Below are 26,080 nucleotides of genomic sequence, written 5' to 3' on the forward strand. Positions count from 1 at the left end.
ACGGGCCGCCCAGCACCGTCGAGGCCGTGTCAACGGTGCCTGGCACCAGTGACACAGGCTCAGCAGCGCCTCAGCCCTCGCAAAATGCCTTGACGATGCCGAACGAATACCGCGAGGCCACCGTCTGCACGAAATGCATGAAATCGGTGGCGGCGCTTTCGTTGGCGTTGTCGGAGATCGTCCGGATGACGGCGAATGGGACGCCCAGCTCGAAACACACTTGCGCGACGGCCGCGCCCTCCATCTCCACGGCCAACAGGTCCGGCAACGCGTTCTTGAGGGCCGCCAGGCGCACGCCGTCGTGGATGAACTGGTCCCCGCTGCCGATCAGTCCCCGATGCAGCACAGGGCCGTTCTCGCCGTCCAGGAAGCGCCGCGCCGCGGCGGCCAGCCGGTTGCTCAGCTCCCGATCACTGGGCAACTGCGCCAGACCCGTCAGTGGCACCTCGAAGCGGGGAAACAGCGGCGACGCATCCATGTCGTGCTGGACCAGGGATTCGGCGATGACAATGTCGCCGACCCGCACGTCGAAATCCGCGCTGCCGGCCACGCCGGTAAAGAGGATGTGGGTAACTCCGAACCTTTCCACAAGCGTTGCGGCCGTCATCGCGGCGGCAACCTTGCCGATGCGCGACAGCACCGCGACGGTATCGACGTTCCACAGCTTGCCGGACGTGTATTCCCGCATGCCAAGCACCGCCCTGCGGGGGTTTTCCATCGCTTCGATCAGGCCGTGCTGCTCTTCCGCGAGAGCGGAAATGATGCCGAGACGTGTCTGCATGCGGTTTTTGCGCCGTTGGTTTACAAAGATAAGAATAAATATTTAAGCTGGTAGTAGATAGTAAACGTGGAACTGCTTGTGGATAAAGCTGTTAACATCCACAGAATCATGCGTTTACGACGCTGACAACCGGCTGGACAAGCATTGTATCGGTGCCGGACGAGTTCTGAACAAAAATTCCTGCCGTGCACAACGTTCGCGTTTACGCACATTCGATCCTGTGGATATGCAGGAACTTATCCACAAAACGTCTTCAAAACGGCTGTTTTTGCTTGCAAGACAGGCAATCAGCGCCATCAAAACGCCTCTTCGATGATCCAGCTCAGCATCCAGCGATGGTTACTGAACGGTTTGCTTGCATCACGGTCGAACCGGGAGTGCAAAGTTCGACAGGATCGCTGGCGTTTCTTTTATGCATCTTTCTCGGATCTTTTTTTTTTCGTACGCGTGTCTTCCACGCGGCAGCGCCACGAGGTTTACAAGAATAAGTTTATATATAAGCTGATAGTGGTTGTTAACAGATCCCGCTTTTTGTGGATAACCTTCTCAAGCGCAGAAAAATCAGCGGTTTACGTCTTGTACAACCACACGCGTAAACGTTGTATGGCCGAGGAACGGATTTTGGACAAAAATGGCGTTCTGCACCGGCGCGCGGTTTACGCACAAACGATGCCTGTGGATATCCAAGGGCTTATCCACAGGCCGAATACTTGAGGAGATACCATGACATTGCGGTCCCTGTTCCCCCTTCCGATCATCCAGGGGCCGATGGCCGGTGGATGCACCACGCCGGCGCTGGTCGCGGCGGTGTCCAATGCCGGCGCGCTCGGTTCGATCGCCGCCTCGCTGCTGGCGCCGGACAAGATCCGCCAGCAGGTTGCCGAGACGCGCAGCCTGACGGACAAGCCGTTCCAGCTGAATCTGTTTGTCCAGCGCCAGCCGCACCCGAGCCGGGAAGAGGTGGAGCGGGGCGTCGAGCTGCTGCGGCCCGTGTGGTCGTCGCTGGGCTGGTCGGAACTGGCGCTGCCGTTCAAGTGGTGCGAGGATTTCTCTGCCCAGTTCGAGTTGCTGCTGGAACTCAAGCCGGCCGTGGCCAGCTTCACGTTCGACATCCTCACGCCCGAGCAAGTGAGCCGCCTGCACGGCGCCGGCATCTTCGTGATCGGTACCGCAACCCGCGTCGACGAGGCGCAGGCCTGGCAGCAGGCTGGTGCCGATGCGGTCGTTCTTTCCGGTGTCGAGGCGGGCGGTCACCGCGGTACGTTCATCGGCGACCAGCGCGACGCGACATTGGGCGCCATCGAGCTGTTGAAAGCCGTCGTGCCGCAGGTCGGCATCCCGGTAATCTCGGCCGGCAACGTGATGACGGGGGCTGACATTCGCGAACGGCTGAACCTGGGGGCCGCGGCCGTGCAGATGGGTACGGCGTTCCTCGTCACCGACGAGGCGGGCATTCATCCGGCCTATAAACACCGCCTGCAGATCGCCGGTTCGTCGCCGACCCGGCTGACGCGGGCATTTTCCGGCCGCTACGCGCGAGGTCTCGTCAACCGCTTCATGCAACAGATGGAAGGCGCCGAGGAGCAGGTGCCGCCTTACCCCGTGCAGAACGCGTTGACGGGGCCGATCCGATTCGAGGCGGCGAAACGGGGCGATACGGAATTGATGTCGCTGTGGTGCGGGACCGGCGTGGGACGGGCACGCCGGATGAGCGCGGCACGGCTCGTGCAGACGCTCGTCGACGAGCTGCAGGGCGCGTGATCGGCGGCTGGACCGCAAAAGTTGTTGTGGGAATACCGGCGGCGCCGGTGCGGCCCATGGCTTGCCGCCGCTGCCGCCGCCAGTTCGGCTGTACTGGATTTCACGACAAAAGCCGGTTGATCACCGCACGCAGCGTGCAGTTGGCAGAAATTGCCGAGTTACCATAAACAGCAGTTCCTTTTGTTTAGTAGTGAAAAATCAAAAGTTTATGGTAGTTATACGGTATTGTGACGCAAATTTGTTCTGGGTATGATCGTCGAAAAAATTTAGCAGTATGTAAAGAATACTCGGGGAGACACAATGTCAAACTTCATCTTGGAAACAAGGAATTTGACCAAGGAGTTCAAGGGTTTTACTGCTGTCAACGACGTGAACCTGAAGGTCCAGCGGGGCCACATCCACGCACTGATCGGCCCGAATGGCGCCGGCAAGACCACGTGCTTCAACCTGCTGACGAAGTTCCTCGTCCCGACGTCCGGCCAGATCCTGTTCAACGGCCGCGACATCACGGCCGCCCGGCCGGCCCAGATCGCCCGGATGGGCGTCATCCGCTCGTTCCAGATTTCAGCCGTCTTTCCCCACCTGACCGTGTTGCAGAACGTGCGCATCGGCCTGCAGCGCCAGCTGGGCACCACTTTCCACTTCTGGCGCAGCGAGCGCACGCTGGATCGCCTGAACGCACGGGCGATGGAACTGCTGGCCGAAGTCGACCTGACCGGCTTTGCCGATACGATCACGGCGGACATGCCGTACGGCCGCAAGCGCGCGCTCGAGATCGCCACGACGCTGGCGATGGAACCCGAACTGATGCTGCTCGACGAGCCGACCCAGGGCATGGGCCACGAGGACGTGCATCGCGTCACGGAGCTGATCAGGAAGGTCTCCAACGGCCGCACGATCCTGATGGTCGAACACAATATGAGCGTCGTCTCGGGCATCTGCGACCGCATCTCCGTGCTGCAGCGGGGCGCGATGCTGGCCGAAGGCAGCTATGCCGAAGTGTCGAAGAATCCGCAAGTGATGGAGGCATACATGGGCACTGAAGCAACCGAACTGGCGGGAGAGCATTGATGAACGCTCCGGCCGCCTCCAACGTGCACGTTCCCGCCAGCGAGCCTGCCCAGACGGCGCTGGAGATCGCCGACCTGCAGGCCTGGTATGGCGAATCGCACATCCTGCACAACGTGAACATCACCGTGCGGCAGGGCGAAGTGGTGACGCTGCTGGGCCGCAACGGCGCCGGCCGCACGACGACGCTGCGTGCCATCATGGGATTGACGGGCGCGCGCAAGGGCTCCATTCGCATCAACGGCGTCGAAGCGATCGCGCTGCCCACGCATCGGATCGCCCACCTGGGCGTCGGCTATTGCCCGGAGGAGCGGGGCATCTTCTCGTCGCTGTCCACCGAGGAAAACCTGCTGCTGCCGCCGACGCTGAAGACGGGCGCGAAGGGCATGTCGATCGACGAGATCTACGACATGTTCCCGAACCTGAAGGAGCGCCGCAACAGCCAGGGCACGCGGCTGTCCGGCGGCGAGCAGCAGATGCTTGCCGTGGCGCGCATCCTGCGCACAGGCGCGCGCCTGCTGCTGCTCGATGAAATCTCCGAAGGCCTGGCGCCGGTGATTGTGCAGGGCCTGGCGCGGATGATCCGCACGCTGAAGGCAAAAGGCTACACGATCGTGATGGTCGAACAGAATTTCCGTTTCGCCGCGCCGCTGGCGGACCGGTTTTATGTGATGGAGCACGGACAGATCGTCGAAACGTTCGCTGCATCCGAACTGAACGCCAAGATGCCGGTGCTCACCGAGCTTCTGGGCGTGTGACAGGCAGGGAAGTCCCGGCCGCCGCCGGCGCGGCGGCTCCACAATACTTCATCAATGGAGACACTATGAAACGCAAAGCTATCGCCACTGCGGCTGCCGTCCTCTGCGCCATCGGCCTGTCCGGCGCCGCCTCCGCCCAGGTCTCGGGCGACACGATCAAGATCGGTTTCATCACCGATATGTCCGGCCTGTACACCGACATCGACGGCGCCGGCGGCGCCGAAGCGATCAAGATGGCGATCGCCGATGCAGGCACCGTCATCGCCGGCAAGAAGGTCGAATTCATCTCCGCCGATCACCAGAACAAGGCCGACATCGCCGGTTCGAAGGCGCGTGAGTGGTTCGACCAGCAGGGTGTGGACCTGCTGATCGGCGGCACGAATTCCAGCGCGAACCTGGCGATGGCGAAGGTGGCGGCCGAGAAGAAGAAGATCTTCATCTCGATCGGCGCGGGTTCGTCGCGGCTGACGAACGAGGAGTGCACACCGTACACGGTCCACTATGCGTACGACACGGCGGCGCTGGCGCGCGGCACCGGCACGGCGATCGTCAAGCAGGGCGGCAAGGACTGGTACTTCATGACGGCGGACTATGCGTTCGGGCAGTCGCTGGAGTCCGATACCGCGGCCGTCGTGAAGGCGGGCGGCGGCCGCGTGCTGGGCTCGGTCAAGCACCCGTTGTCGGCTTCGGACTTCTCGTCGTTCCTGCTGCAGGCGCAGGCATCGAAGGCGCAGATCCTGGGCCTGGCGAACGCGGGCGGCGACGCGATCAATTCGATCAAGGCCGCCAACGAATTCGGCATCACGAAGAAGATGAAGCTGGCCGGCCTGCTGATCTTCATTAACGACATCCACTCGCTGGGCCTGAACGTCACCCAGGGCATGTACCTGACGGACGGTTGGTATTGGGACATGAATGCGGACACCCGCGCCTGGTCGAAGCGCTATTTCGCGAAGATGAAGAAGGAGCCGTCGATGCTGCAGGCGGCCGATTACTCGGCGGCGTCGAATTACCTGAAGGCGGTGAAAGCCGTCGGCACCGACGATTCGGACAAGGTGATGGCCTACCTGAAGAAAACGCCGATCAACGACATGTTCACGAAGAACGGCGTGATCCGTCCGGACGGCCGCATGGTGCACGACATGTACCTGATGGAAGTGAAGAAGCCGTCCGAATCGAAGTACCCATGGGACTATTACAAGCTGGTGACGACGATCCCGGGCGACCAGGCGTATATGAAGAAGGAAGAAACCAAGTGCGCGCTGTGGAAGTGACGCGTGCGCACCTGCTCCCGCCCGCTGGAGGGCAGGCGCGCAGTTGAAGCTGGCCGGCGGCGTGCCGCCGGTTTGTTGGACGGGCCGGCGCGCCCGCCTGATGGGCTCAGGTGGGCTCAGGTCGGCTCAGGTGGGTTCGGGGCGGCTTGGTTGCACGCGGTTGCAGTCGGGCGCACCGAGGCGCACCAAGAATCGCTGAAGGGCAATGAAGAGCACGGACGGGCACTGAGGAGTGCTGACGTGCACGCGGTTGTGCTCACTTGCGCCTTCATGCCGGCCTCTGCGGTAACGAAGCGGCGGCGCCACGTCGCCCGGTCCACGTTTTCCTTACATTGAACGAGTAGCCATGGAAATATTCGGCAAACCTGTGCCTTTCATGATGAGCCAGCTTCTGTTGGGCCTCGTCAACGGCTCCTTCTATGCGATGTTGTCGCTTGGCCTGGCCGTGATTTTCGGCCTGCTCAACGTGATCAACTTCTCGCATGGCGCCATGTACATGGCGGGCGCCTTCCTCGCCTGGATGGGCATGTCCTACCTCGGCATGAGTTACTGGACGATGCTGCTGGCGGCACCGATCGTCGTCGGCCTGCTCGGCATCGTCATCGAAAAAACGATGCTGCGCTGGCTGTACAAGCTGGACCACCTGTACGGGCTGTTGCTGACGTTCGGGATCACCCTGCTGGTTGAAGGGGTATTCCGGTCGTTCTACGGCGTGTCCGGCCAGCCGTTCGAGACCCCGGAACTGCTGAGCGGGGCAACGGACCTGGGCTTCATGCTGCTGCCGAACTACCGCGCCTGGGTCGTCGTCGCGTCTCTCGTTGTCTGTCTGGCTACCTGGTTCGTCATCGAGAAAACCCGGCTGGGCGCCTATCTGCGGGCTGGTACGGAAAACCCGAAGCTGGTCGAGGCGTTCGGCATCAACGTGCCGCTGATGGTCACGCTGACGTATGGCTTCGGCGTGGCGCTGGCCGGCCTTGCCGGCGTGCTGGCGGCGCCGATCATCCAGGTGTCGCCGCTGATGGGCTCGAACCTGATCATCGTCGTGTTCGCCGTCGTCGTCATCGGCGGCATGGGCTCGATCCTCGGCTCGATCGTCACCGGCCTGGGCCTCGGTGTCATCGAGGGATTGACGCGCGTGTTCTATCCGGAATTCTCGTCGACCGTCGTGTTCCTCGTGATGGTGATCGTGCTGCTGCTGCGTCCCGCCGGCCTGTTCGGCAAAGAAAAATGAAAGGTCAGCCATGAACAAGCAAATCGGTTACGGGCTGGCGCTGCTGGCGGCGCTGGCGGCGCCATATGTCGGTTACCCCGTCTTCCTGATGAAGTTGCTGTGCTTCGCGCTGTTCGCCAGCGCGTTCAACCTGCTGATCGGCTTCACGGGCCTGCTGTCGTTCGGCCACGCGGCGTTCTTCGGCATGGCCGGCTACGTGACGGGCAATGCACTGAAGAGCTGGGGACTGCCGTTTGAACTGGGCATCGTGGCCGGCATTGTCGCGGCGGGGCTGATCGGCCTCGTCATCGGCGGGCTGGCGATCCGCCGCTCCGGCATCTACTTCTCGATGATCACGCTGGCGCTGGCGCAGATGGTGTACTTCGGCGCGCTGCGCTACACGGCCTTCACGGGAGGCGAGGACGGCTTGCAGGGCGTGCCGCGCGGCCGCCTGCTGGGTGTGCTCGACCTGTCCAGCGACCTGGCCTTGTACTTCGTCGTGCTGGCGATCGCCGTCGCCGCCTTCGCGCTGATCGTGCGCACCGTCCATTCGCCGTTCGGCCAGGTGCTGAAGGCGATCAAGGAAAACGAGCCGCGCGCGATCTCGCTGGGCTACGACGTCGACAGGTACAAGCTGATGGCGTTCGTGCTGTCCGCCGCGCTGGCGGGGCTGGCCGGCGCGCTGAAGACGATCGTGCTGGGGTTCGAGACGCTGACGGATGTGCACTGGTCTATGTCCGGCCTCGTCATCCTGATGACCCTGGTGGGCGGCATGGGCACCCTGGCCGGGCCGCTGTTGGGCGCGATCCTGATCATCGCGCTGGAGAACAAGCTGGGCGACGTCGGCACGATGCTCGCGACCGGCACGGGTATCGAATGGTTCAATACGCTGGGTGAAGCGGTCAGCATGGTGACGGGCCTGATCTTCGTGGCCTGCGTGCTGCTGTTCCGGCGCGGCATCGTCGGCGAGATCGTCGCGGCGCTGGGCAGGAGAAAACCAGCGTGACCCCCGATCACGACGCCGGCCAAGCCGGCGTTGTTTTTTGAGCAGGAGGTTTCAGCAAGCAAGCTGTTTCATTGACTGATAAGAGGACAACATGATGAACACATCGAAAACCGCGCTGGCGCTGGCTGCTGGGCTGGCGCTGGCCGGTTGCGGCGGCGACCACGACGACGACGAGGAAGTGCTGAACCAGAAGCCGGCCTACCTCGGCACGATCACGTCAACCAGTTACGACGGCACCACGGACGACCTGTTGACGGCGGGACTGGGCGTCAGCGGCCTGGCGTCCGCGACGGCGCCGGCCTACAACGATCCGGGCAACCCGACGCCCCGCGAACTGCGCCGCAACGCCATCTTCTCGAACTACCGGGCGGTGATCGACATCGCGGCGAACAGTGGCTACGGCAGCCTGTACGGCCCCAACGTCAACGCGGCCGGGCAGCCGACCAACGGCAACGGCATGGTCGCCGGCACGGAATATATCGCGTACGCGGACGACGGCTCGGGCCGGCAAAACGTCACGCTGATGGTGCAGGTGCCGAACACGTTCGATCCGTCCAACCCGTGCATCGTCACGGGCACCTCGAGCGGCTCGCGCGGCATCTACGGCGCCATCGCGACGTCGGGGGAGTGGGGGCTGAAGAACAACTGCGCCGTGGCCTATGCGGACAAGGGCAGCGGCAACGGCCTGTACACGTTCGAGGACGACAGCGTGAACCTGCAGAACGGCCAGCGCTCGTCGCGCACCGCGGCCGGCAAGAATGCGATCTTCGCGCCCGAGCTGAGCGATACGCAGCGGGCCGCCTACGCGCAGCAGTACCCGGGCCGCATCGCGTTCAAGCACGCGCACTCGCAGCTCAATCCGGAAAAGGACTGGGGCAAGATCACGCTGCAGGCGGTCGAGTTCGCGATGTACGTGCTCAATGAGAAATACGGCGTGCAGTCGCGCGACGGCACCGGCCACCTGGTGCGCTACACCCCGTCGAACACGCTGACGATCGCATCGTCGATCTCGAACGGCGGCGGCTCCGCGCTGCTGGCCGCCGAGCAGGATACGCAAGGGCTGATTGATGCCGTCGCCGTCACGGAACCGCAGATCCAGCCGAACAAGACGACGGGGTACACCGTGCGCCAGGCCGGTATCACGGTGCCGGCGCAGGGCAAGGCTCTGCTGGACTACAGCAGCTACGCGGCGCTGTACGAACCGTGTATCGCCGGCAGTGCCGGCCGCTGCCAGGCACTGGTGCAGAAGGGCTTGTTGAGCGGGATCGACCAGGCATCGCTCGTGTCGGATGCGCGGGCTCGGTTGCGTGCGTACGGCTGGACGGCCGATACGGAACCGCTGCAGGCGGCGCACGCGCTGACGAACATCCTCGTCGCCGTCACCTACGTGAATGCGTATGGCAAGTTCTCCGTGACGGACAATGTGTGCGGCTTCAGCTGGGCGCAGACGGATACCGGCGGCGCGCCGATACCGTTCACGTCGGTAGCGAAAGCGGCTAGCTTCGCGACGCAAAGCGGCATCATCGGCACGCCCGTCTACGAGCAATCCGTTGGCGGAGCGAAGGCTTACAACCTGGCCGTATCGCCGTCGACCGGCCTCGACGACCAGGCGCTGGACGGCTTCCTGTGCATCCGCTCGCTGGCAACCGGCGTCGATCCGGTGACGGGTGCGCCGCTGTCGGGCGACATGGCAACACAGAGCGCACGCGTGCGGGCGGGCATGACGGAAGTGCAGGCGACCGGCAATCTGCGCGGCAAGCCGGCGGTCATCGTCGCGGGCCGCTCCGATACGCTGATTCCGGTCAACCATGCGTCGCGTGCCTACCTGGGGCTGAACGCATCGGCGGAAGGGGCCGCCAGCAAGCTGCGCTATGTCGAGGTGACGAATGCAAACCACTTCGACAGCTTCGCGAACGCGCTGCCGAACGTGATCGTGCCGCTGCACGTGTATCTGTTCCGGGCGCTGGACGCCGTCTATGCCAACCTGAAGAACAACACGACGGCACTGCCGCCGTCGCAGGTGGTGCACACGACGACGCGCGCGGATTCGTCGACGGCGATCACGGTGGCGAACTTGCCGCCGCTGGCGGCGTCACCCGGATCGAATGCGATCACCGTCAACGGCACCACGGTGAACGTGCCGGACTGAACGCGGCGCTGGGGCAGGCAAGCTGCCTGTCCCGGCGGGAGCTGTCAACAGGTGTCGTTCCGCACGCCACCCGAACACCCGGTCGCACTCTTCGCGCTGAACAAGGCGAAGAATTCGCCAAGGCTGACGCTGTGCGCCGAAGCGGAAACGGACAACAGGACGGCGGCCGTTGTAGCCGCGGCAAGCAGTTTTTTCATGTTCGAGTTTCATCAAAGTGGATGGAACCCGAGCGTAACACGGGAAATTCATAAGGCCGCGGCATAGATGGCCCGGGCATCGTCGCGCGTCACGTCTCGCGGGTTGTTGCCGAGCAGGCGGGTTTGCAGCATCGCGTCGTCCGCTAGCAGGTCCAGGTCAGCCGCCGTGATACCGACCTGGCGCAGCGTCCGCTCGACGCCGGTTCTCGTTGCCAGCTGTTCCATCGCAACGGCAAGCGCTTCGGCAAGCGCGTCGTTGCTGCCGGTCGCATCGGGCACGACGATGGCCGCCAGTTCCGCATACAAGTCCGCCGCCGCAGGCGTGTTTGAAGCGCAGCACATGCGGCAGCACCAGCGCGTTCGACAACCCATGCGGCACGTGGAAGATGCCGCCGATCGGGTAGGCGAGGGCGTGCACGGCGGCGACCGGGGCGTTGGCGAACGCCTGCCCGGCCAGCGTGGCGCCCAGCAGCATCGCCTGCCGGGCTTCGATGTCGGCACCCCGTTCGCAGGCCCGTACCAGCTGTCCAGAAAGCAGGCGCAGCGCTTCGCGCGCCAGCATGTCGGACAGTGGATTCTTCTTGTGCCGGCTCGTGTAGGCTTCGATCGCGTGCACCATCACGTCGATGCCGGTGGCCGCAGTGACGCGGGGGCAGACCCACGGTCAGTTGTGAATCGAGCACGGCAAGGTCCGCGAACAGTTGGGGAGCGACGATGCCCATCTTGGTCCTCGCACCTGTCGTCACGATCGCGATGTGGGTGGCCTCGGACCCGGTCCCCGCCGTCGTCGGCACCTGCACGAGCGGCAGCCGGGTACTGCGGACATTGCCGATGCCGTAAGCCTCGGCGAGCGGCTGGCCGCTGCCGGCCAGCACGGCAATGAGCTTGGCGACGTCCATTGAGCTGCCACCGCCGAGGCCAATGACGACATCCGTGCCGTGCTCGCGCGCCGCCTCGACCGCGGCAAGGACGACGGCGTCTGGTGGATCGGCCACGACGTCTCCATACGTTTTCACGTGAAAACCGGCGGCCTCCAGGCTGGCGATCGGCGCGGCTGCCAGGCCGGTGGCGAGAAGTCCCGCATCGATGACGAGCAGGGCACGCTGTGCCTGAGGGAAGCGTTCCCGTACCAGGTTGCCGAGGCGGTCCGCGGCTCCGCAGGCCGACACGAAATGCGGCACGGTACTGAAGGAGAAATCGTTCATGGCATCTCCATCGACGGTGATCCCCAAGCATACACCAGGCAGTGCCGTGTTTTCTTCCGTACAATGTCGAGTTCGTCTTGAGGAGGAACGATGCTGGATGTGGCGATGTTGGGCGTGGCGGCGTTTTCGGCCGGGCTGGTCGATGCGGTGGTCGGCGGGGGAGGGTTGATCCAGATCCCGGTGCTCTTTTCCCTGTTTGGTAACACGGCCCCGGCAACGCTGCTCGGGACGAGCAAGCTGGCCGGCATCTTCGGCACGGCGGCAGCGGCCGTCAACTATGCCCGGCGTGTGCGCATCGCATGGACGGCCGCGGCGCCGGCCGCATTCACCGCGTTCCTGTTTTCGTTCTTTGGCGCGTACACGGTGACGCGCATTCCGGCCGACTTCATGCGTACACTGCTGCCGTTCGTGCTGATTGCGGTGGCCGTGTACACGTTCCGCCGCAAGGACTTCGGCAGCGTACACGCGCCGTTGCACACCGGGTTGAAGGAGCGCCTGCTGTCCGTGGTGATCGGTGCGGGCATTGGTTTCTATGATGGCTTCTTCGGCCCCGGCACCGGCAGCTTCCTCGTGTTCCTGTTCGTTCGGCTGTTTGGGTTCGACTTCCTCGGTGCATCGGCCGTGGCGAAAGTGGTCAACGTGGCGTGCAACCTGTCCGCGCTGATGTGGTTCGGGTACAGCGGCCATCTGCTCTGGCAGCTGGGGTTGATGATGGCCGTGTGCCAGGTGGCGGGTTCGCTGATGGGGACAAAGCTGGCGATGAAGCACGGCAGCGGTTTCGTTCGACGGGTGTTCCTCGTCGTGGTGACGATTCTGATCGTGAAGACGTCCGGGGATGCCTGGCAACGCTGGTGATTGTTTCACGTGGAACATCGACTGAGCCCGGCTGTTGCCGGGCTTTTTTGTTTCACGTGGAACAGTGGCGACGCTTCAATATTGGCGATGAGGAGCTGTTCCACGTGAAACAATGCAGGAATATTTCTGCCTAAAAAAGTCGCAGGGCGCAAAAAACTTTATAATCTCGATCCATACCTAGTCTCTCGCTTCTCATCAATGCTATTTCCTACTGAATTCGACGTCATCGTCGTCGGCGGCGGCCACGCCGGAACCGAGGCCGCGCTCGCGTCCGCCCGGATGGGTCAGAAGACTCTGTTGCTGACGCATAACATCGAGACCCTCGGTCAGATGTCCTGCAACCCGTCGATCGGCGGCATCGGTAAAGGCCACCTGGTCAAGGAAGTGGATGCGCTCGGCGGCGCGATGGCGATCGCGACGGACGAGGCGGGCATCCAGTTCCGTATCCTGAATTCGTCGAAGGGACCAGCCGTCCGCGCGACGCGTGCCCAGGCCGACCGCATCCTGTACAAGCAGGCGATCCGTTCGCGTCTGGAGAACCAGCCGAACCTGTGGCTGTTCCAGCAGGCCGTCGACGACCTGATGGTCGAAGGTGACCGCGTGGTCGGTGCTGTCACCCAGATCGGCTTGCAGTTCCGCGCTCGCGCCGTGGTGCTGACCGCTGGGACGTTCCTGGACGGTAAGATCCACGTCGGCTTGCAGAACTACTCGGCCGGCCGTGCAGGCGATCCGCCGGCGCTGTCGCTGTCCGCCCGCCTGAAGGAATTGAAACTGCCGCAAGGCCGGCTGAAGACGGGTACGCCGCCGCGCATCGACGGCCGCAGCATCGACTTCTCCGTGATGACGGAACAGCCGGGCGACCTGGATCCGGTGCCCGTGTTCTCGTTCATGGGTAACACGGCGATGCACCCGAAACAGCTGCCGTGCTGGGTCACGCACACCAATCAGCGTACGCACGACATCATCCGCGGCGGCCTCGACCGCAGCCCGATGTACACCGGCGTCATCGAAGGTGTCGGCCCGCGGTACTGCCCGTCGATCGAGGACAAGATCCATCGCTTCGCCAGCAAGGAATCACACCAGATCTTCCTGGAGCCGGAAGGCTTGACGACGAACGAGTTCTACCCGAACGGCATCTCGACGAGCCTGCCGTTCGACGTGCAGATCGAACTGGTCCGTTCGATGAAGGGCCTCGAGAACGCGCACATCCTGCGTCCCGGCTACGCGATCGAGTACGACTACTTCGATCCGCGCGGCCTGAAGGCATCGCTGGAAACGAAGGCGATCGCCGGCCTGTACTTCGCCGGCCAGGTCAACGGCACGACGGGTTACGAAGAGGCGGCGGCGCAGGGCCTGCTGGCCGGCATCAACGCGGCGCTGCAAACGCAAGGCAAGGAGCCGTGGACGCCTGGACGTTCCGAGGCGTACCTGGGCGTCCTTGTGGACGACCTCGTCACGCAAGGCGTGCAGGAGCCGTATCGGATGTTTACGAGCCGTGCCGAGTACCGCCTGTCGCTGCGTGAGGACAACGCGGACATGCGCCTGACGGAAATCGGCCGCAAGCTGGGCGTCGTCGGCGATGCGCAATGGGAAGCATTCGAGCGCAAGCGCGATGCGGTGGCGGCGGAGCTGGAGCGGCTGAAGTCGACGTGGGTGAACCCGCGCATCGTCGCGGCTGCGGAGTCCGAGCGCGTGATCGGCCAGGCCATCGAGCGCGAGTATTCGCTGGCGGACCTGTTACGCCGTCCGAACGTGGACTACGACAAGCTGGTGACGTTGACGGGCGCGGACGGCCAGAATCTCGGCGGTCCGGGCGTGGCGGACCCGGCCGTCCAGGAACAGGTCGAGATACAGCTGAAGTATTCCGGCTACATCGAGCGCCAGTTGCGCGAGGTGGAGCGCCATGAGCACTACGAGAACCTGAAGCTGCCCGAGGGATTCAACTACCTGGAGATCGCCGCGCTGTCCGTCGAGGTGCGGCAGAAGCTGGCGAAGCACCAGCCGGAAACGCTCGGTCAGGCGTCGCGGATTTCCGGCGTGACGCCGGCCGCGATTTCGCTGCTGCTGGTGCACCTGAAGAAAGCTGGTTACGGTGGCTTCGTCACGCTGAAAGACGAGGCGGCTTGATGGCGCTGTTCGATCGCGCCGCCCTGGCGCCCGTGCTGGCAGACGGCTTGCAGAAACTGGAGCTGGCGCTGACGCCGGCGCAGCAGGACCAGCTGCTGGATTACCTGGCTCTGCTGAACAAGTGGAACCACGTGTACAACCTGACGTCGGTGCGCGAGCCGATGCAGATGATGACGTTGCACCTGCTCGACTCGCTGGCCGCCTTGCCGGCCTTCGCCGGCGCGCGCAACGTGCTGGACGTCGGGGCAGGGGGCGGGTTGCCCGGCATCGTGCTGGCGATCGCCCGGCCGGACATGAAGGTGTCGATGATCGACACGGTGCACAAGAAAACGGCGTTCCTGACGCAGGTGAAGGCGGAGCTGGGCCTGGCGAACGTGACGGTGTACACGAAGAAGGTGCAGGAGCTCGCGGTGAAGGAACCGTTCGACGTGATCACGTCGCGGGCGTTTGCCGACCTGTCGGATTTCGTCGAGTGGTCGCAGCACCTGCTGGCCGATGACGGCCGCTTCATCGCGCTGAAAGGCACGGCGCCGCAGGACGAACGGGAACGGCTGCCCGAGGCGTGGCAGGTGCGCGAATTACGGCCGTTGCGGGTGCCCGGGCTGGGAGCGGACCGGCACCTGGTTTTCGTCGAGCGCAAGAACGCGGCGGAGCAAGAAACCGTATAAACCATATAAATCGTTTATACCGTATAAATAGTATAAACGATATAAATCATATAAACCGTATAAACGGTATATATCCAAAACAAGAAGATACATGGCGAAAATATTCTGCGTAGCAAACCAGAAGGGCGGCGTCGGCAAGACCACCACCACGGTGAACTTGTCCGCCGGCCTGGCCAAGCTGAACCAGCGCGTGCTGCTGGTGGACCTGGACCCGCAGGGCAATGCGACGATGGGGGCCGGTATCAACAAGGCGGGATTGGCCGCTTCCACGTATGAAGTCATGCTCGGTACGTCCGACGTGGCGACGGCGCGCCAGCGCTCCGAGTCGGGCCGGTTCGACGTACTGCCGGCGAACCGCGAGCTGGCCGGCGCCGAGGTCGAGATGGTCGAGCTGGACAACCGCGAGAAGCGCCTGAAGAACGCGCTGGCCACGGTCGACGGCGACTATGACTTCATCCTGATCGACTGCCCGCCCGCGCTGTCGATGCTGACCTTGAACGGCCTGTGCGCCGCGCACGGCGTGATCATCCCGATGCAGTGCGAGTACTACGCGCTGGAAGGGCTGTCCGACCTCGTCAACACGATCAAGAAGGTGCACGCGAACCTGAACCAGGACCTGAAGATCATCGGCCTCCTGCGCGTGATGTTCGATCCGCGCATGACGTTGTCGCAGCAGGTGTCCGCGCAGCTGGAACAGCACTTCGGCGACAAGGTGTTCAAGACGATCATCCCGCGCAACGTCCGCCTCGCGGAAGCGCCGTCGTACGGCATGCCGGGCGTGACATTCGACCCGTCCTCGAAGGGCGCCCAGGCGTACATCGCGTTCGGCGCCGAGATGGTCAAGCGTATCAAGACCATGTGAAAAAACCGGTGTCAGACACCGGTTTTCGGAAGAAAACCGGTGTCTGACACCCCTCCGGTAGAAGACAACAATGGCAACCAAAAAACTCAAGGGCCTCGGTCGCGGCCTCGATGCGCTGCTGGGCGGCGACAGCGAACCTTCCCATGGACAGGCGGAGCAGGGCGGTACGTCCGAGCTTGCGCTGGCGCAGTTGCAACCAGGTAAGTACCAGCCGCGCACGCGGATGGACGAGGGCAGCCTGAACGAGCTGGCCGCGTCGATCAAGGCGCAAGGCATCATGCAGCCGATCCTCGTGCGCCCGGTGGGCAACGAGAACGGCGTGACGAAGTACGAGATCATCGCGGGCGAGCGCCGTTACCGCGCCGCACAAATTGCCGGTTTGGAAACAGTCCCCGTGCTGGTGCGCGAGGTGGACGACACCGCCGCCGCGGCCATGGCGCTGATCGAGAACATCCAGCGCGAAGACTTGAATCCCCTCGAAGAGGCGCAGGGCATCCACCGCCTGATCACGGACTTCGCGTTCACGCATGAGCAGGCGGCCAGCGCCGTCGGCCGTTCGCGCAGCGCCGTGTCGAACCTGCTGCGCCTGTTGAACCTGGCAGCGCCCGTGCAGACGATGCTGATGGCCGGCGACATCGACATGGGCCATGCCCGCGCCTTGCTCGCCGTCGATGCCGCCACGCAGATCACGCTGGCCAACCTCGTCGTCGCGAAACGCCTGTCGGTGCGCGAAACGGAAAAACTCGTCACCCGCACCCTCGACGAGCAGGATGGCAAGGCCGATCCGAAGGTGCGCGAAAAATCCGGCGATATCAAGCGCCTGGAAGAAGAATTGTCCGATACGCTGGCGACCCCGGTCACGTTCCGGATGGGCGCGAAAGGCAAGGGCCAGTTGATCATCGATTTCGCCGACCTGGATATCCTCGACGGCGTGCTGGCCCGTTTGCGGACCGAATAATTACTCTAGAAGTAATCGCCCGGCGTTGCCGGACCGTCTATTGTGACGCCGGATGCGATCCCGATATCGGTCCCGGCAGGCGCCGGGGGCGAACATCGCGATGGACGGTTCGGCCGGGTTACCTACCGAAAATACGCCTTAAGCACGATTTAAGCTTGCTGTGCAGCCCCGGCCTGCACCGTTGTGGTGCAAACAAGCGCGACAAGTTGCTGAAGTTGTTGCAATGTTGCTTTAGATTGCTCTGTTGCGGTGCAGCATGTTTGACGTGACAATCGTAACAGCCCTATAATCCCGTGTCTTTGGGTCTTAAAGCTACGTTAAGAAGGTTGGCAAGTGAGTGATTCTGCGACAGGTATCGCCCGGCCGGTCTTCCGTATCGTTGCCCTGCAACTGACCATCGCCGTCCTGTTTTCCGCCCTCGTCGCGCTTTTCGCCGGGGTGGGGAAAGGCTGGTCCGCCGCCATGGGCGGCGCGATCGCGGTGGCCGGCAGCGCCGTGTATGCGCTGATGGTGGCGAGGGGTGGCAACGACGCCAAAGCCGTATTCCGGCGGCATTTTCGCGCCGAAATGACGAAAGTATTCATTACAGCGGTGCTGTTTATCGCAGCGCTGGTGCTGTTTCAGTCGGCCGCCTGGTTATGGCTGATCTTGGGTTTTGCGGTGACAACCTTGGCGTACTGGTTCTCACTGCTGACAGTTTAAGCGCCGCGCATTACGTTGACAGTGTTGGCCTTTCGAAGATCGAAAGGTGCGGACAAAATTTCTAAATTCAATATCAACTTTATTATGACCACTGAACACGCGGGGGGCCACGCGGCTCCGGCAAATGCCACCGAGTACATCCAGCACCACCTTTCCCATCTTCAAACCCACGACGGTTCGTTCAACCTGGACACGTTCTGGATCTCCGCGGTCCTGGGTCTCGTGTTCCTGGGCGTGTTCGCGCTGGCCGCACGCCGCGCGACGCCGGGCGTGCCGGGCAAGCTGCAGAACTTCGTCGAATGGGTCATGGAACTGGTCAACGACACCGTCAACAGCGCCTTCCACGCGAAGAGCAAGGTGATCGCACCGCTGGCCATCACGATCTTCGTGTGGGTCTGGCTGATGAACGCGATGGACTTCCTGCCGGTGGACCTGCTGCCGCGCGTACTGGAATTCTTCGGCGTCTACAAGCTGCGCGTCGTGCCGACCGCCGACGTGAACCACACCTTCGGCATGTCGTTCGGCGTCCTCTTGTGCATCATCGGCTTCTCGATCAAGGCCAAGGGCGCAGGCGGCTGGACCAAGGAATTGTTCACGGCGCCGTTCCATGCGCACGGCACCGTCGCCACGATCATCCTCGCACCGGTGAACTTCATCTTCCAGATGCTGGAGCTGTTCGCCAAGCCGATCTCGCTGTCGCTGCGACTGTTCGGCAACATGTACGCCGGCGAACTGATTTTCATCCTGATCGCGCTGCTGCCATGGTGGGCACAGTGGCTGCTGGGTGGTCCATGGGCAATCTTCCACATCCTGATTGTGACGCTGCAGGCCTTCGTCTTCATGGCCCTGACGGTTGTGTACCTCAGCCTTGCTGTTGAGAAACACTAAAAATTTTTGTAAATTCCATTTTTTGGTATCTGTAGTTTTTTTAAATCTTAGGAGAAATCTAAATGCAAGCTCTGATCGCACAAGTACAAAGCATGACCGTTCTGGCAGTGGCTATCATCATTGGCCTGGCCGCAATCGGCACCGCATTGGGCTTCGCAATCCTGGGTGGTAAGTTCCTGGAAGCATCGGCACGTCAGCCTGAACTGATGCCGCAACTGCAAACCAAGCTGTTCGTTATCGCTGGTCTGCTGGACGCGATCTCGATGATCGGCGTCGGTGTTTCGCTGCTGTTCACGTTCAACAACCCGTTCCTGAACGCCGTTCTCGCCGCTGCTGCTCAGTAATTTCACGCTCCAACCGGGGAAACTTTTTAGGAGCAAGGTATGAACATCAATATGTCTCTCATCGGTCAGATGATCACCTTCGCGGTGCTCGTCTGGTTCTCGATGAAATTCGTATTCCCGGCGCTGAACAACGCGCTGGATGAGCGTGCCAAGCGTATTGCGGACGGTCTGGCTGCTGCCGACCAGGGTCAGGCTGCGATGGCAGCCGCTGAAAAGAAGGCTGTCGAAGCCCTGACCTCCGCCCGTGACGAAGCCGCCCAGCGCGTCGCGGACGCCGAAAAGCGCGCGCAACTGATCGCAGAAGAAATCAAGGCCAATGCCAAAGCCGAAGCGGACCGCATCATTGCGCAAGCCAAGGCCGAAGCCGACCAGCAAGTCACCCAGGCGCGCGAACAACTGCGTGCCCAGGTCGCCGACCTGGCCGTCAAGGGCGCCGAGCAGATCCTGAAGCGCGAAGTCAACGCGTCGGCCCACGCCGACCTGCTGAACCGCCTTGCGACCGAGCTGTAATCATGGCTGAACTCGCAACCGTCGCTCGTCCTTACGCGGAAGCCCTCTTCCGCGTAGCCCAGGCTGGCAACCTCGCGCAGTGGTCCGATCTGGTGTCCGAACTGGCCCAGATCGGTTCGCATGAAGAGGTGCTGGCATACGCCCGCAACCCGAAGGTGTCGGACAGCGATGTGCTGGCGACCGTCACCTCCCTGCTGAAGTCGCCGCTCAATGCGGAAGCGAACAACTTCCTCTCGATGCTGATCGAAAACGGCCGCATCGAATTGCTGCCGGAAATCGGCGCCCAGTTCCACGCGCTGAAGAACAGCGTGGAAGGTGCGGCGGATGCCGAAATCACGAGCGCATTCGACATGGACGGCACGCAAGCCGCCGCCCTGGTCGCGACGCTGGAAAAGAAATTCGGCCGCAAGCTGAACCCGCATGTCACCGTCGATCCGGAGCTGATCGGCGGCGTGCGCGTGGTGGTCGGTGACGAAGTGCTGGACACTTCGGTCCGCGCCAAGCTGCAACAGATGCGTGTTGCGCTGACGTCGTAATCCACCGGCTGCGGCAGGCCCCCATACCCTCGCGCAAGCTGAGAGAACACAATTAGGAGTTACCATGCAACTCAACCCATCTGAAATCAGCGAGCTGATCAAGAGCCGGATCCAAGGCATTGATGGCGGCGCTGAAGTGCGCAATCAAGGCACCGTCATCTCGGTTGCCGACGGTATCTGCCGCATCCACGGTCTGTCCGAAGTGATGCAAGGCGAGATGCTGGAGTTCCCGGGCAATACGTTCGGCCTCGCGATGAACCTGGAGCGCGACTCCGTCGGCGCCGTCATCCTGGGTGCCTACGAGCACATCTCGGAAGGCGACACGGTCAAGTGCACCGGCCGCATCCTGGAAGTGCCGGTCGGTCCGGAACTGAAAGGCCGCGTCGTCAACGCGCTGGGCCAGCCGATCGACGGCAAAGGCCCGGTCGATGCGAAGCTGACCTCGCCGATCGAAAAGATCGCTCCGGGCGTGATCGCCCGTGAATCCGTCGGCCAGCCGATGCAGACCGGCCTGAAGTCGATCGACGCGATGGTGCCGATCGGCCGTGGCCAGCGTGAGCTGATCATCGGCGACCGCCAGACCGGTAAATCCGCCGTCGCCGTCGACGCGATCATCAACCAGAAGGGCCAGGGCATGACGTGTATCTACGTCGCCATCGGCCAGAAGGCTTCCACGATCAAGAACATCGTCCGCTCGCTGGAACAGCACGGCGCGATGGAATACACGATCGTCGTGGCCGCTTCCGCGTCCGAATCCGCCGCGATGCAGTACATCTCGGCCTACTCGGGCTGCGCGATGGGCGAATACTTCCGCGACCGCGGCGAAGACGCGCTGATCGTGTACGACGACCTGTCCAAGCAAGCTGTTGCGTACCGCCAGATCTCCCTGCTGCTGCGCCGTCCGCCGGGCCGCGAAGCGTACCCGGGCGACGTGTTCTACCTGCACTCGCGTCTGCTGGAGCGTGCCGCACGCGTCAACGCCGACTACGTCGAAGCGTTCACGAACGGCGCCGTCAAAGGCAAGACCGGTTCGCTGACGGCACTGCCGATCATCGAAACGCAAGCTGGCGACGTGTCCGCATTCGTGCCGACCAACGTGATCTCGATTACCGACGGCCAGATCTTCCTGGAAACGTCGCTGTTCAACGCCGGTATCCGTCCTGCGATCAACGCCGGTATCTCGGTGTCCCGCGTCGGTGGCGCCGCGCAGACGAAGGTCATCAAGGGCCTGTCCGGCGGTATCCGTACCGACCTGGCGCAGTACCGTGAACTGGCTGCGTTCGCGCAGTTCGCATCGGACCTGGACGAATCGACCCGCAAGCAGCTGGACCGCGGTGCCCGCGTGACGGAACTGCTGAAGCAGCAGCAATACTCGCCGCTGTCGATCTCGCTGATGGGTGCGTCGCTGTTCGCCGTCAACAAGGGCTTCCTGGACGACGTGCCTGTCAAGCAGGTGCTGTCCTTCGAAGCAGGCCTGCACGGCTTCCTGAAGACCAAGCACGCTGCCCTGCTGTCGAAGATCGAAGAAACCAAGCAACTGGACAAAGACAGCGAAGCAACGCTGTCCGCTGCCATCGCTGATTTCAAGAAATCCGGCGCATATTAAGCAGCACGGCGGTTCACCCAGGTGAACCGCCATTCGCGCAGAAGGAGTAAGGACTCATGGCAGTAGGCAAAGAGATACGTGGCAAGATCAAGAGCGTAGAGAATACGAAGAAGATCACGAAGGCGATGGAAATGGTCGCCGCATCGAAAATGCGCAAGGCGCAGGATCGCATGCGCGCCGCCCGTCCCTACGCGGACAAGATTCGTAATATCGCCGCGAACCTGGCTGGCGCCAATCCCGAGTACACGCACCCGTTCCTGGCCGATGCCCAGGGCACGCAGGCAAAAGCGATCGGTTTCATCGTCGTCACGACCGACAAGGGTCTGTGCGGCGGCCTGAACACGAACGTGCTGCGCGCGGTGACGATCAAGACGCGGGAACTGGAAGCGGCCGGCAACAAGATCGAAGCCGTTGCGATCGGTAACAAGGGTTTGGGCTTCCTGAACCGCGTCGGTGTGCCCGTGGTGGCGCAGGCAACGCAGATCGGCGATACCCCGCACCTGGAAAAGCTGATCGGCCCCGTGAAAGTCATGCTGGAGAAGTTCCAGGAAGGTAAGCTGGACGCCGTCTACCTGTGCTACACGAAGTTCATCAACACGATGCGCCAGGAACCGATGGTGGAGCAGCTGCTGCCGCTGACCGCTGAAAAGCGTCAGGCGGACCATGGCGGTCACCAGTGGGATTACATCTACGAACCGGATGCCGGCACCGTCATCGACGAACTGCTGGAACGTTACGTGGAAGCCCTGGTGTACCAGTCCGTGGCGGAAAACCTCGCGTCCGAACAGTCGGCGCGGATGGTGGCGATGAAGGCCGCCAGCGACAACGCCGGTAACGTGATCGGCGAACTGAAGCTGGTGTACAACAAGACCCGCCAGGCAGCAATTACCAAAGAACTCTCTGAAATCGTGGCCGGTGCGGCAGCGGTTTAAACACGAATTTAACTATATTTGAAGGAACGAAAATGGCTGATGGCAAAATCGTTCAGTGTATCGGCGCTGTGGTGGACGTGGAGTTCCCGCGCGACGCGATGCCTAAGGTTTTTGACGCGCTGAAAATGGAAGGCTCCGCGCTGACCCTGGAAGTTCAACAGCAGCTGGGCGACGGCGTGGTCCGCACCATCGCGCTGGGCTCGTCCGACGGCCTGCGCCGCGGCATGATCATCCAGAACACGGGCAAGCCGATCATGGTGCCGGTGGGTCCTGCGACCCTGGGCCGTATCATGGACGTGCTGGGCAACCCGATCGACGAGCGTGGTCCGGTTTCGCTGGACCGCACCGCCTCGATCCACCGTGCAGCGCCGGAATACGACGAGCTGTCGCCGTCGCAGGAACTGCTGGAAACCGGCATCAAGGTGATCGATCTGGTCTGCCCGTTCGCGAAGGGCGGTAAGGTCGGTCTGTTCGGCGGTGCAGGTGTGGGCAAGACCGTCAACATGATGGAACTGATCAACAACATCGCCAAGGCGCACTCGGGTCTGTCCGTGTTCGCCGGCGTGGGTGAGCGTACCCGTGAAGGTAACGACTTCTACCACGAGATGGCCGATGCGAAGGTCGTCGACCTGGACAACCTGGGCAACTCCAAAGTGGCCATGGTGTACGGCCAGATGAACGAACCGCCGGGCAACCGTCTGCGCGTCGCGCTGACCGGCCTGACGATCGCCGAATCGTTCCGTGACGAAGGCCGTGACGTTCTGTTCTTCGTCGACAACATCTACCGTTACACGCTGGCCGGTACCGAAGTGTCCGCACTGCTGGGCCGTATGCCTTCCGCCGTGGGCTACCAGCCGACGCTGGCCGAAGAAATGGGCCGCCTGCAGGAACGCATCACGTCGACCAAGACCGGCTCGATCACGTCGATCCAGGCCGTGTACGTCCCTGCGGATGACTTGACCGACCCGTCGCCTGCGACCACGTTCGGTCACCTGGATTCGACCGTCGTTCTGTCGCGTGACATCGCCGCGCTGGGTATCTACCCGGCAGTGGACCCGCTGGACTCGACCTCGCGCCAGCTGGACCCGCTGGTCGTCGGCCAGGAGCACTACGAAACGGCCCGCGCGGTACAGGGCACGCTGCAGCGCTACAAGGAACTGCGCGACATCATCGCGATTCTGGGCATGGACGAACTGGCACCGGAAGACAAGCTGGTCGTCGCACGCGCACGTAAGATGCAGCGTTTCCTGTCCCAGCCGTTCCACGTCGCTGAAGTGTTCACGGGCGCACCGGGCAAGTACGTTTCGCTGAAAGACACGATCAAGGGCTTCAAGATGATCGCGTCCGGCGAACTGGACCACCTGCCGGAGCAGGCGTTCTACATGGTCGGCACGATCGAAGAAGCCATCGAAAAAGCCAAGAAGCTGGGCTAATCGAACATAGCGCCGCCTGCGAGGGCGGCGCTGTGCAACCTTAGGATTGAAAATGGCAAACACTATTCACGTCGATGTGGTGTCGGCAGAAGAGCAGATCTTCTCCGGCGAAGCCACGTTCGTCGCGTTGCCGGGCGAGCAGGGCGAGCTGGGTATCTACCCGAAGCACACGCCGCTGATCACCCGTATCCGTCCGGGCGCGGTACGCATCCAGGTGCCGGGCAAGGCCGAAGAGGAGTTCGTCTTCGTCGCCGGCGGCCTGCTGGAAGTGCAGCCGAACGCCGTGACGGTCCTCGCCGACACCGCGATCCGTGGCCACGACCTGGACGAAGCCAAGGCGCTCGCCTCCAAGAAACTGGCGGAAGAAAACCTGGCCAACAACAAGACGGGCATCGACTACGCGAAAGCCCAGGCGGAACTGGCAGCGGCCATCGGCCAGCTGGCGGCGATCGCCAAGCTGCGCCAGGCGAAGCACTGATCCGCACGCGGCACAAAAATAGGCAGCTTCGGCTGCCTTTTTTCTTTCCTGGACGTATATATTTCCTAATATTGCGGTCTGACCCCGAATTGTGGAAATACTTTATGCGCCTGATGCTTTCCGTCCTGCTGGCTTGCTGCGCATGGACGACCAACGCCGCGCCGGTGCGCGACCTGACGCTCGCGTTCGACGAGTTTTACCGCAGCACCGAAGGCCAGCCGAGCGCGGAACGCGTCAAGGCGTTTCGGCGCACAGTGGGCGCGCAGTTCGCCGAATTCTATGGCGATGAGCGGGGCGCCTGGACGAGCGCCGAGCAGGATGCGCGCATCGCGGCCGCCATTCGCGTCTATCCGACGCTGCGGCCGGCGTACCTGAAGAAAGCGCGCGAGTTCGGTACGCAACTGCCCCGCTACGTGCAAGAGTTCCAGCAGCGCTTTCCCGATTACCGCCTGCCCGGCAGCGTGTGGTTCGTCAATAGCCTGGGCGAAATGGATGGCGGCACCCGCACGCTGGCCGGGCGCCAATACCTGATCTTCGGCGCGGACGGCATGGCGAAATACCATGGCGATGGCGACGAAGGCGCGTTCTTCCACCACGAGCTGTTCCACACCTACCACGAGCCACGCCTGGCGGCGTGCAGCGAGCCGCAGCCGGTGTGGTCGGGCCTGTGGACCGAGGGCCTGGCGACGTATGTCTCGCAGCGGATGCACCCGGCGGCCAACGAGAAGGAATTGTTGCTCGACTTCCCCGCCGGTACGGTGGCACGTACGCAGGCACAGCTGCCGGCGGCCTGGGCCCAGCTCGAGCAGGTGCTGGACAGTGCGGACGCCGACGTGTACGCCAGCCTGTTCCAGATGTCGAGCAAGGACAAGGCGCTGCCGGCGCGGCGCGGTTATTACCTCGGCTATCTGGTGGCCGAGGACGCCGGCCGGACGCACGACCTGGACACGCTGGCACGCCTGGACTGCGCGGCGGCGCGCGAACTGGTGACACGTACGGTACACAAGCTGGCCGCCGCGGCGCGGTGAGCCGCCGTGCCGCTGTAACCGGGTCAGGTCAACGGCACAGGCCGTACGCCTTCCGCTCCGTGAACCAGCGGTACGTGAACGTGCGCACCGGGTAGCGTTCGCCGTCGATGATCACGGCCGGCGGCGTCATGTCGAAGCGCTGCGGCAGGCCGTTCTTGACGGCCAGGCGGACGCGCCATTGCGTGTCGTCGGCGGTGGCGACAGGGATCAGCAGACCCGGCACCTCCTTGATGACCTCGACCATCTCCGCGCGGCTGTTCGTGCCGCGCTGGTAAAAGCTCAGCACTTCGGCCTTCGCAATAACGGGTCCTTGCGGCTGCGTGACGTTGAAGGAGCGCGTCGTGAACTGCACCTTGCCGCCGCGCGGCACGATGTAGATGACGCCGAATTCCGCGCCGCCTTCCTGCAGCGTGACGGGGCTGGTCGCCGTGACGGACACGCCTTCCGGCAGCTCGAAGCGCGATGCCTCGACCCACTCGGCGCACGTGGGGCTGGTGGCCATGTACAGCTGCTCGGGGCGGTAGTCGTCGCCGCAGGCGGACAGCGTGAGCAGCAAGGGGAGGGTGAACAACGCGGGTCGGCGCATGGGATGTTTCATCGGGGGGACGAGCCGACAGTGTAACCGAGCACGCTTCCTTGCAACAGCGTCATCGAACCACGGTTATTGTAGCCAGGAAACGACAAGTCGCAACGGAACGCTTTCATCGCGCATGCCGGCCCGGGTATCCTAGCATCCGCGGCCCC

Annotated in this window: 25 protein-coding genes and 1 pseudogene; 22 read left to right on the top strand and 4 right to left on the bottom strand. The window is 62.9% G+C overall.

What is annotated here, in order from left to right:
• Positions 1 to 70: 70 nt before the first annotated feature.
• Positions 71 to 781, bottom strand: coding sequence for a 5'-methylthioadenosine/adenosylhomocysteine nucleosidase (locus IP92_RS16375; RefSeq protein ID WP_145876866.1), 711 nt, complete (start codon positions 779 to 781; stop codon positions 71 to 73).
• A 723-nt stretch (positions 782 to 1,504) separates the two neighbouring features.
• On the opposite strand from IP92_RS16375, the gene IP92_RS16380 reads away from it, so the two are divergent.
• From IP92_RS16380 to IP92_RS16410, 7 genes are all read left to right on the top strand, one after another.
• Positions 1,505 to 2,542, top strand: coding sequence for an NAD(P)H-dependent flavin oxidoreductase (locus tag IP92_RS16380; RefSeq protein WP_145876868.1), 1,038 nt, complete (start codon positions 1,505 to 1,507; stop codon positions 2,540 to 2,542).
• 300 nt (positions 2,543 to 2,842) lie between these two features.
• The gene (locus IP92_RS16385) at positions 2,843 to 3,613 is read left to right on the top strand and encodes an ABC transporter ATP-binding protein (protein ID WP_145876870.1); all 771 of its coding nucleotides are present in this window, start codon (positions 2,843 to 2,845) and stop codon (positions 3,611 to 3,613) included.
• Positions 3,613 to 4,368, top strand: a complete 756-nt coding sequence (locus tag IP92_RS16390) for an ABC transporter ATP-binding protein (protein ID WP_145876872.1) — start codon at positions 3,613 to 3,615, stop codon at positions 4,366 to 4,368. The genes IP92_RS16385 and IP92_RS16390 overlap by 1 nt, the downstream gene beginning before the upstream one ends.
• Positions 4,369 to 4,433: 65 nt before the next feature.
• Entirely contained in the window at positions 4,434 to 5,642 is a 1,209-nt protein-coding gene (locus IP92_RS16395) for an ABC transporter substrate-binding protein (protein WP_145876874.1), read from the top strand.
• 346 nt (positions 5,643 to 5,988) lie between these two features.
• A complete protein-coding gene (locus IP92_RS16400; RefSeq protein ID WP_145876876.1) occupies positions 5,989 to 6,873 on the top strand; it encodes a branched-chain amino acid ABC transporter permease in 885 nt (294 codons plus the stop codon).
• A 10-nt stretch (positions 6,874 to 6,883) separates the two neighbouring features.
• The gene (locus IP92_RS16405; protein ID WP_145876879.1) at positions 6,884 to 7,858 is read left to right on the top strand and encodes a branched-chain amino acid ABC transporter permease; all 975 of its coding nucleotides are present in this window, start codon (positions 6,884 to 6,886) and stop codon (positions 7,856 to 7,858) included.
• Between the two features lie 94 nt (positions 7,859 to 7,952).
• On the top strand, positions 7,953 to 10,007 hold the full coding sequence (locus IP92_RS16410) for a 3-hydroxybutyrate oligomer hydrolase family protein (RefSeq protein ID WP_145876881.1): 2,055 nt from the start codon (positions 7,953 to 7,955) through the stop codon (positions 10,005 to 10,007).
• A 44-nt stretch (positions 10,008 to 10,051) separates the two neighbouring features.
• On the opposite strand, the gene IP92_RS29930 is transcribed toward IP92_RS16410, so the two are convergent.
• Together IP92_RS29930 and IP92_RS16415 are read right to left on the bottom strand one after the other, a co-directional pair.
• Positions 10,052 to 10,204 (bottom strand): hypothetical protein, encoded by a 153-nt coding sequence (locus tag IP92_RS29930; RefSeq protein WP_158206759.1) that lies wholly within the window; start codon positions 10,202 to 10,204, stop codon positions 10,052 to 10,054.
• Between the two features lie 48 nt (positions 10,205 to 10,252).
• A pseudogene (locus IP92_RS16415) lies at positions 10,253 to 11,409 on the bottom strand (iron-containing alcohol dehydrogenase).
• A 90-nt stretch (positions 11,410 to 11,499) separates the two neighbouring features.
• On the opposite strand from IP92_RS16415, the gene IP92_RS16420 reads away from it, so the two are divergent.
• From IP92_RS16420 to IP92_RS16490, 15 genes are all read left to right on the top strand, one after another.
• On the top strand, positions 11,500 to 12,264 hold the full coding sequence (locus IP92_RS16420; protein ID WP_145876883.1) for a sulfite exporter TauE/SafE family protein: 765 nt from the start codon (positions 11,500 to 11,502) through the stop codon (positions 12,262 to 12,264).
• 198 nt (positions 12,265 to 12,462) lie between these two features.
• Positions 12,463 to 14,391, top strand: coding sequence for a tRNA uridine-5-carboxymethylaminomethyl(34) synthesis enzyme MnmG (gene mnmG, locus IP92_RS16425; RefSeq protein WP_145876885.1), 1,929 nt, complete (start codon positions 12,463 to 12,465; stop codon positions 14,389 to 14,391).
• A complete protein-coding gene (rsmG, locus tag IP92_RS16430; RefSeq protein ID WP_145876887.1) occupies positions 14,391 to 15,059 on the top strand; it encodes a 16S rRNA (guanine(527)-N(7))-methyltransferase RsmG in 669 nt (222 codons plus the stop codon). The genes mnmG and rsmG overlap by 1 nt, the downstream gene beginning before the upstream one ends.
• Before the next feature lie 91 nt (positions 15,060 to 15,150).
• Complete coding sequence (locus IP92_RS16435) at positions 15,151 to 15,921, top strand: ParA family protein (RefSeq protein ID WP_145876889.1); 771 nt, start codon at positions 15,151 to 15,153, stop codon at positions 15,919 to 15,921.
• A gap of 70 nt (positions 15,922 to 15,991) precedes the next feature.
• On the top strand, positions 15,992 to 16,879 hold the full coding sequence (locus IP92_RS16440; RefSeq protein ID WP_145876891.1) for a ParB/RepB/Spo0J family partition protein: 888 nt from the start codon (positions 15,992 to 15,994) through the stop codon (positions 16,877 to 16,879).
• A 333-nt stretch (positions 16,880 to 17,212) separates the two neighbouring features.
• Positions 17,213 to 17,581 (top strand): ATP synthase subunit I, encoded by a 369-nt coding sequence (locus IP92_RS16445; RefSeq protein ID WP_145876894.1) that lies wholly within the window; start codon positions 17,213 to 17,215, stop codon positions 17,579 to 17,581.
• Positions 17,582 to 17,665: 84 nt separating this feature from the next.
• Complete coding sequence (gene atpB, locus IP92_RS16450; protein ID WP_145876896.1) at positions 17,666 to 18,469, top strand: F0F1 ATP synthase subunit A; 804 nt, start codon at positions 17,666 to 17,668, stop codon at positions 18,467 to 18,469.
• A 62-nt stretch (positions 18,470 to 18,531) separates the two neighbouring features.
• Positions 18,532 to 18,813 carry a F0F1 ATP synthase subunit C gene (atpE, locus tag IP92_RS16455; RefSeq protein ID WP_145876898.1) on the top strand — a complete coding sequence of 94 codons (282 nt, stop codon included), beginning with the start codon at positions 18,532 to 18,534 and terminating at the stop codon, positions 18,811 to 18,813.
• Between the two features lie 39 nt (positions 18,814 to 18,852).
• Positions 18,853 to 19,323, top strand: coding sequence for a F0F1 ATP synthase subunit B (locus tag IP92_RS16460; RefSeq protein ID WP_145876900.1), 471 nt, complete (start codon positions 18,853 to 18,855; stop codon positions 19,321 to 19,323).
• A gap of 2 nt (positions 19,324 to 19,325) precedes the next feature.
• Positions 19,326 to 19,859: a F0F1 ATP synthase subunit delta gene (locus tag IP92_RS16465; RefSeq protein ID WP_145876903.1), complete on the top strand. Its 534-nt coding sequence runs from the start codon at positions 19,326 to 19,328 to the stop codon at positions 19,857 to 19,859.
• A gap of 64 nt (positions 19,860 to 19,923) precedes the next feature.
• Positions 19,924 to 21,465 (top strand): F0F1 ATP synthase subunit alpha, encoded by a 1,542-nt coding sequence (atpA, locus tag IP92_RS16470; protein WP_145876905.1) that lies wholly within the window; start codon positions 19,924 to 19,926, stop codon positions 21,463 to 21,465.
• A 56-nt stretch (positions 21,466 to 21,521) separates the two neighbouring features.
• Complete coding sequence (gene atpG / locus IP92_RS16475; RefSeq protein ID WP_145876907.1) at positions 21,522 to 22,397, top strand: F0F1 ATP synthase subunit gamma; 876 nt, start codon at positions 21,522 to 21,524, stop codon at positions 22,395 to 22,397.
• Positions 22,398 to 22,429: 32 nt separating this feature from the next.
• Positions 22,430 to 23,830, top strand: coding sequence for a F0F1 ATP synthase subunit beta (atpD, locus tag IP92_RS16480; protein ID WP_145876910.1), 1,401 nt, complete (start codon positions 22,430 to 22,432; stop codon positions 23,828 to 23,830).
• Between the two features lie 52 nt (positions 23,831 to 23,882).
• The gene (locus IP92_RS16485; protein ID WP_145876912.1) at positions 23,883 to 24,308 is read left to right on the top strand and encodes a F0F1 ATP synthase subunit epsilon; all 426 of its coding nucleotides are present in this window, start codon (positions 23,883 to 23,885) and stop codon (positions 24,306 to 24,308) included.
• A gap of 104 nt (positions 24,309 to 24,412) precedes the next feature.
• A complete protein-coding gene (locus tag IP92_RS16490) occupies positions 24,413 to 25,336 on the top strand; it encodes a DUF2268 domain-containing putative Zn-dependent protease (RefSeq protein ID WP_145876914.1) in 924 nt (307 codons plus the stop codon).
• 28 nt (positions 25,337 to 25,364) lie between these two features.
• On the opposite strand, the gene IP92_RS16495 is transcribed toward IP92_RS16490, so the two are convergent.
• On the bottom strand, positions 25,365 to 25,922 hold the full coding sequence (locus IP92_RS16495; RefSeq protein WP_145876916.1) for a hypothetical protein: 558 nt from the start codon (positions 25,920 to 25,922) through the stop codon (positions 25,365 to 25,367).
• Positions 25,923 to 26,080 lie beyond the last annotated feature (158 nt).

Origin of the sequence: Pseudoduganella flava (assembly GCF_007830495.1) — a bacterium.
GTDB classification, from domain to species: Bacteria; Pseudomonadota; Gammaproteobacteria; order Burkholderiales; family Burkholderiaceae_D; genus Rugamonas; species Rugamonas flava.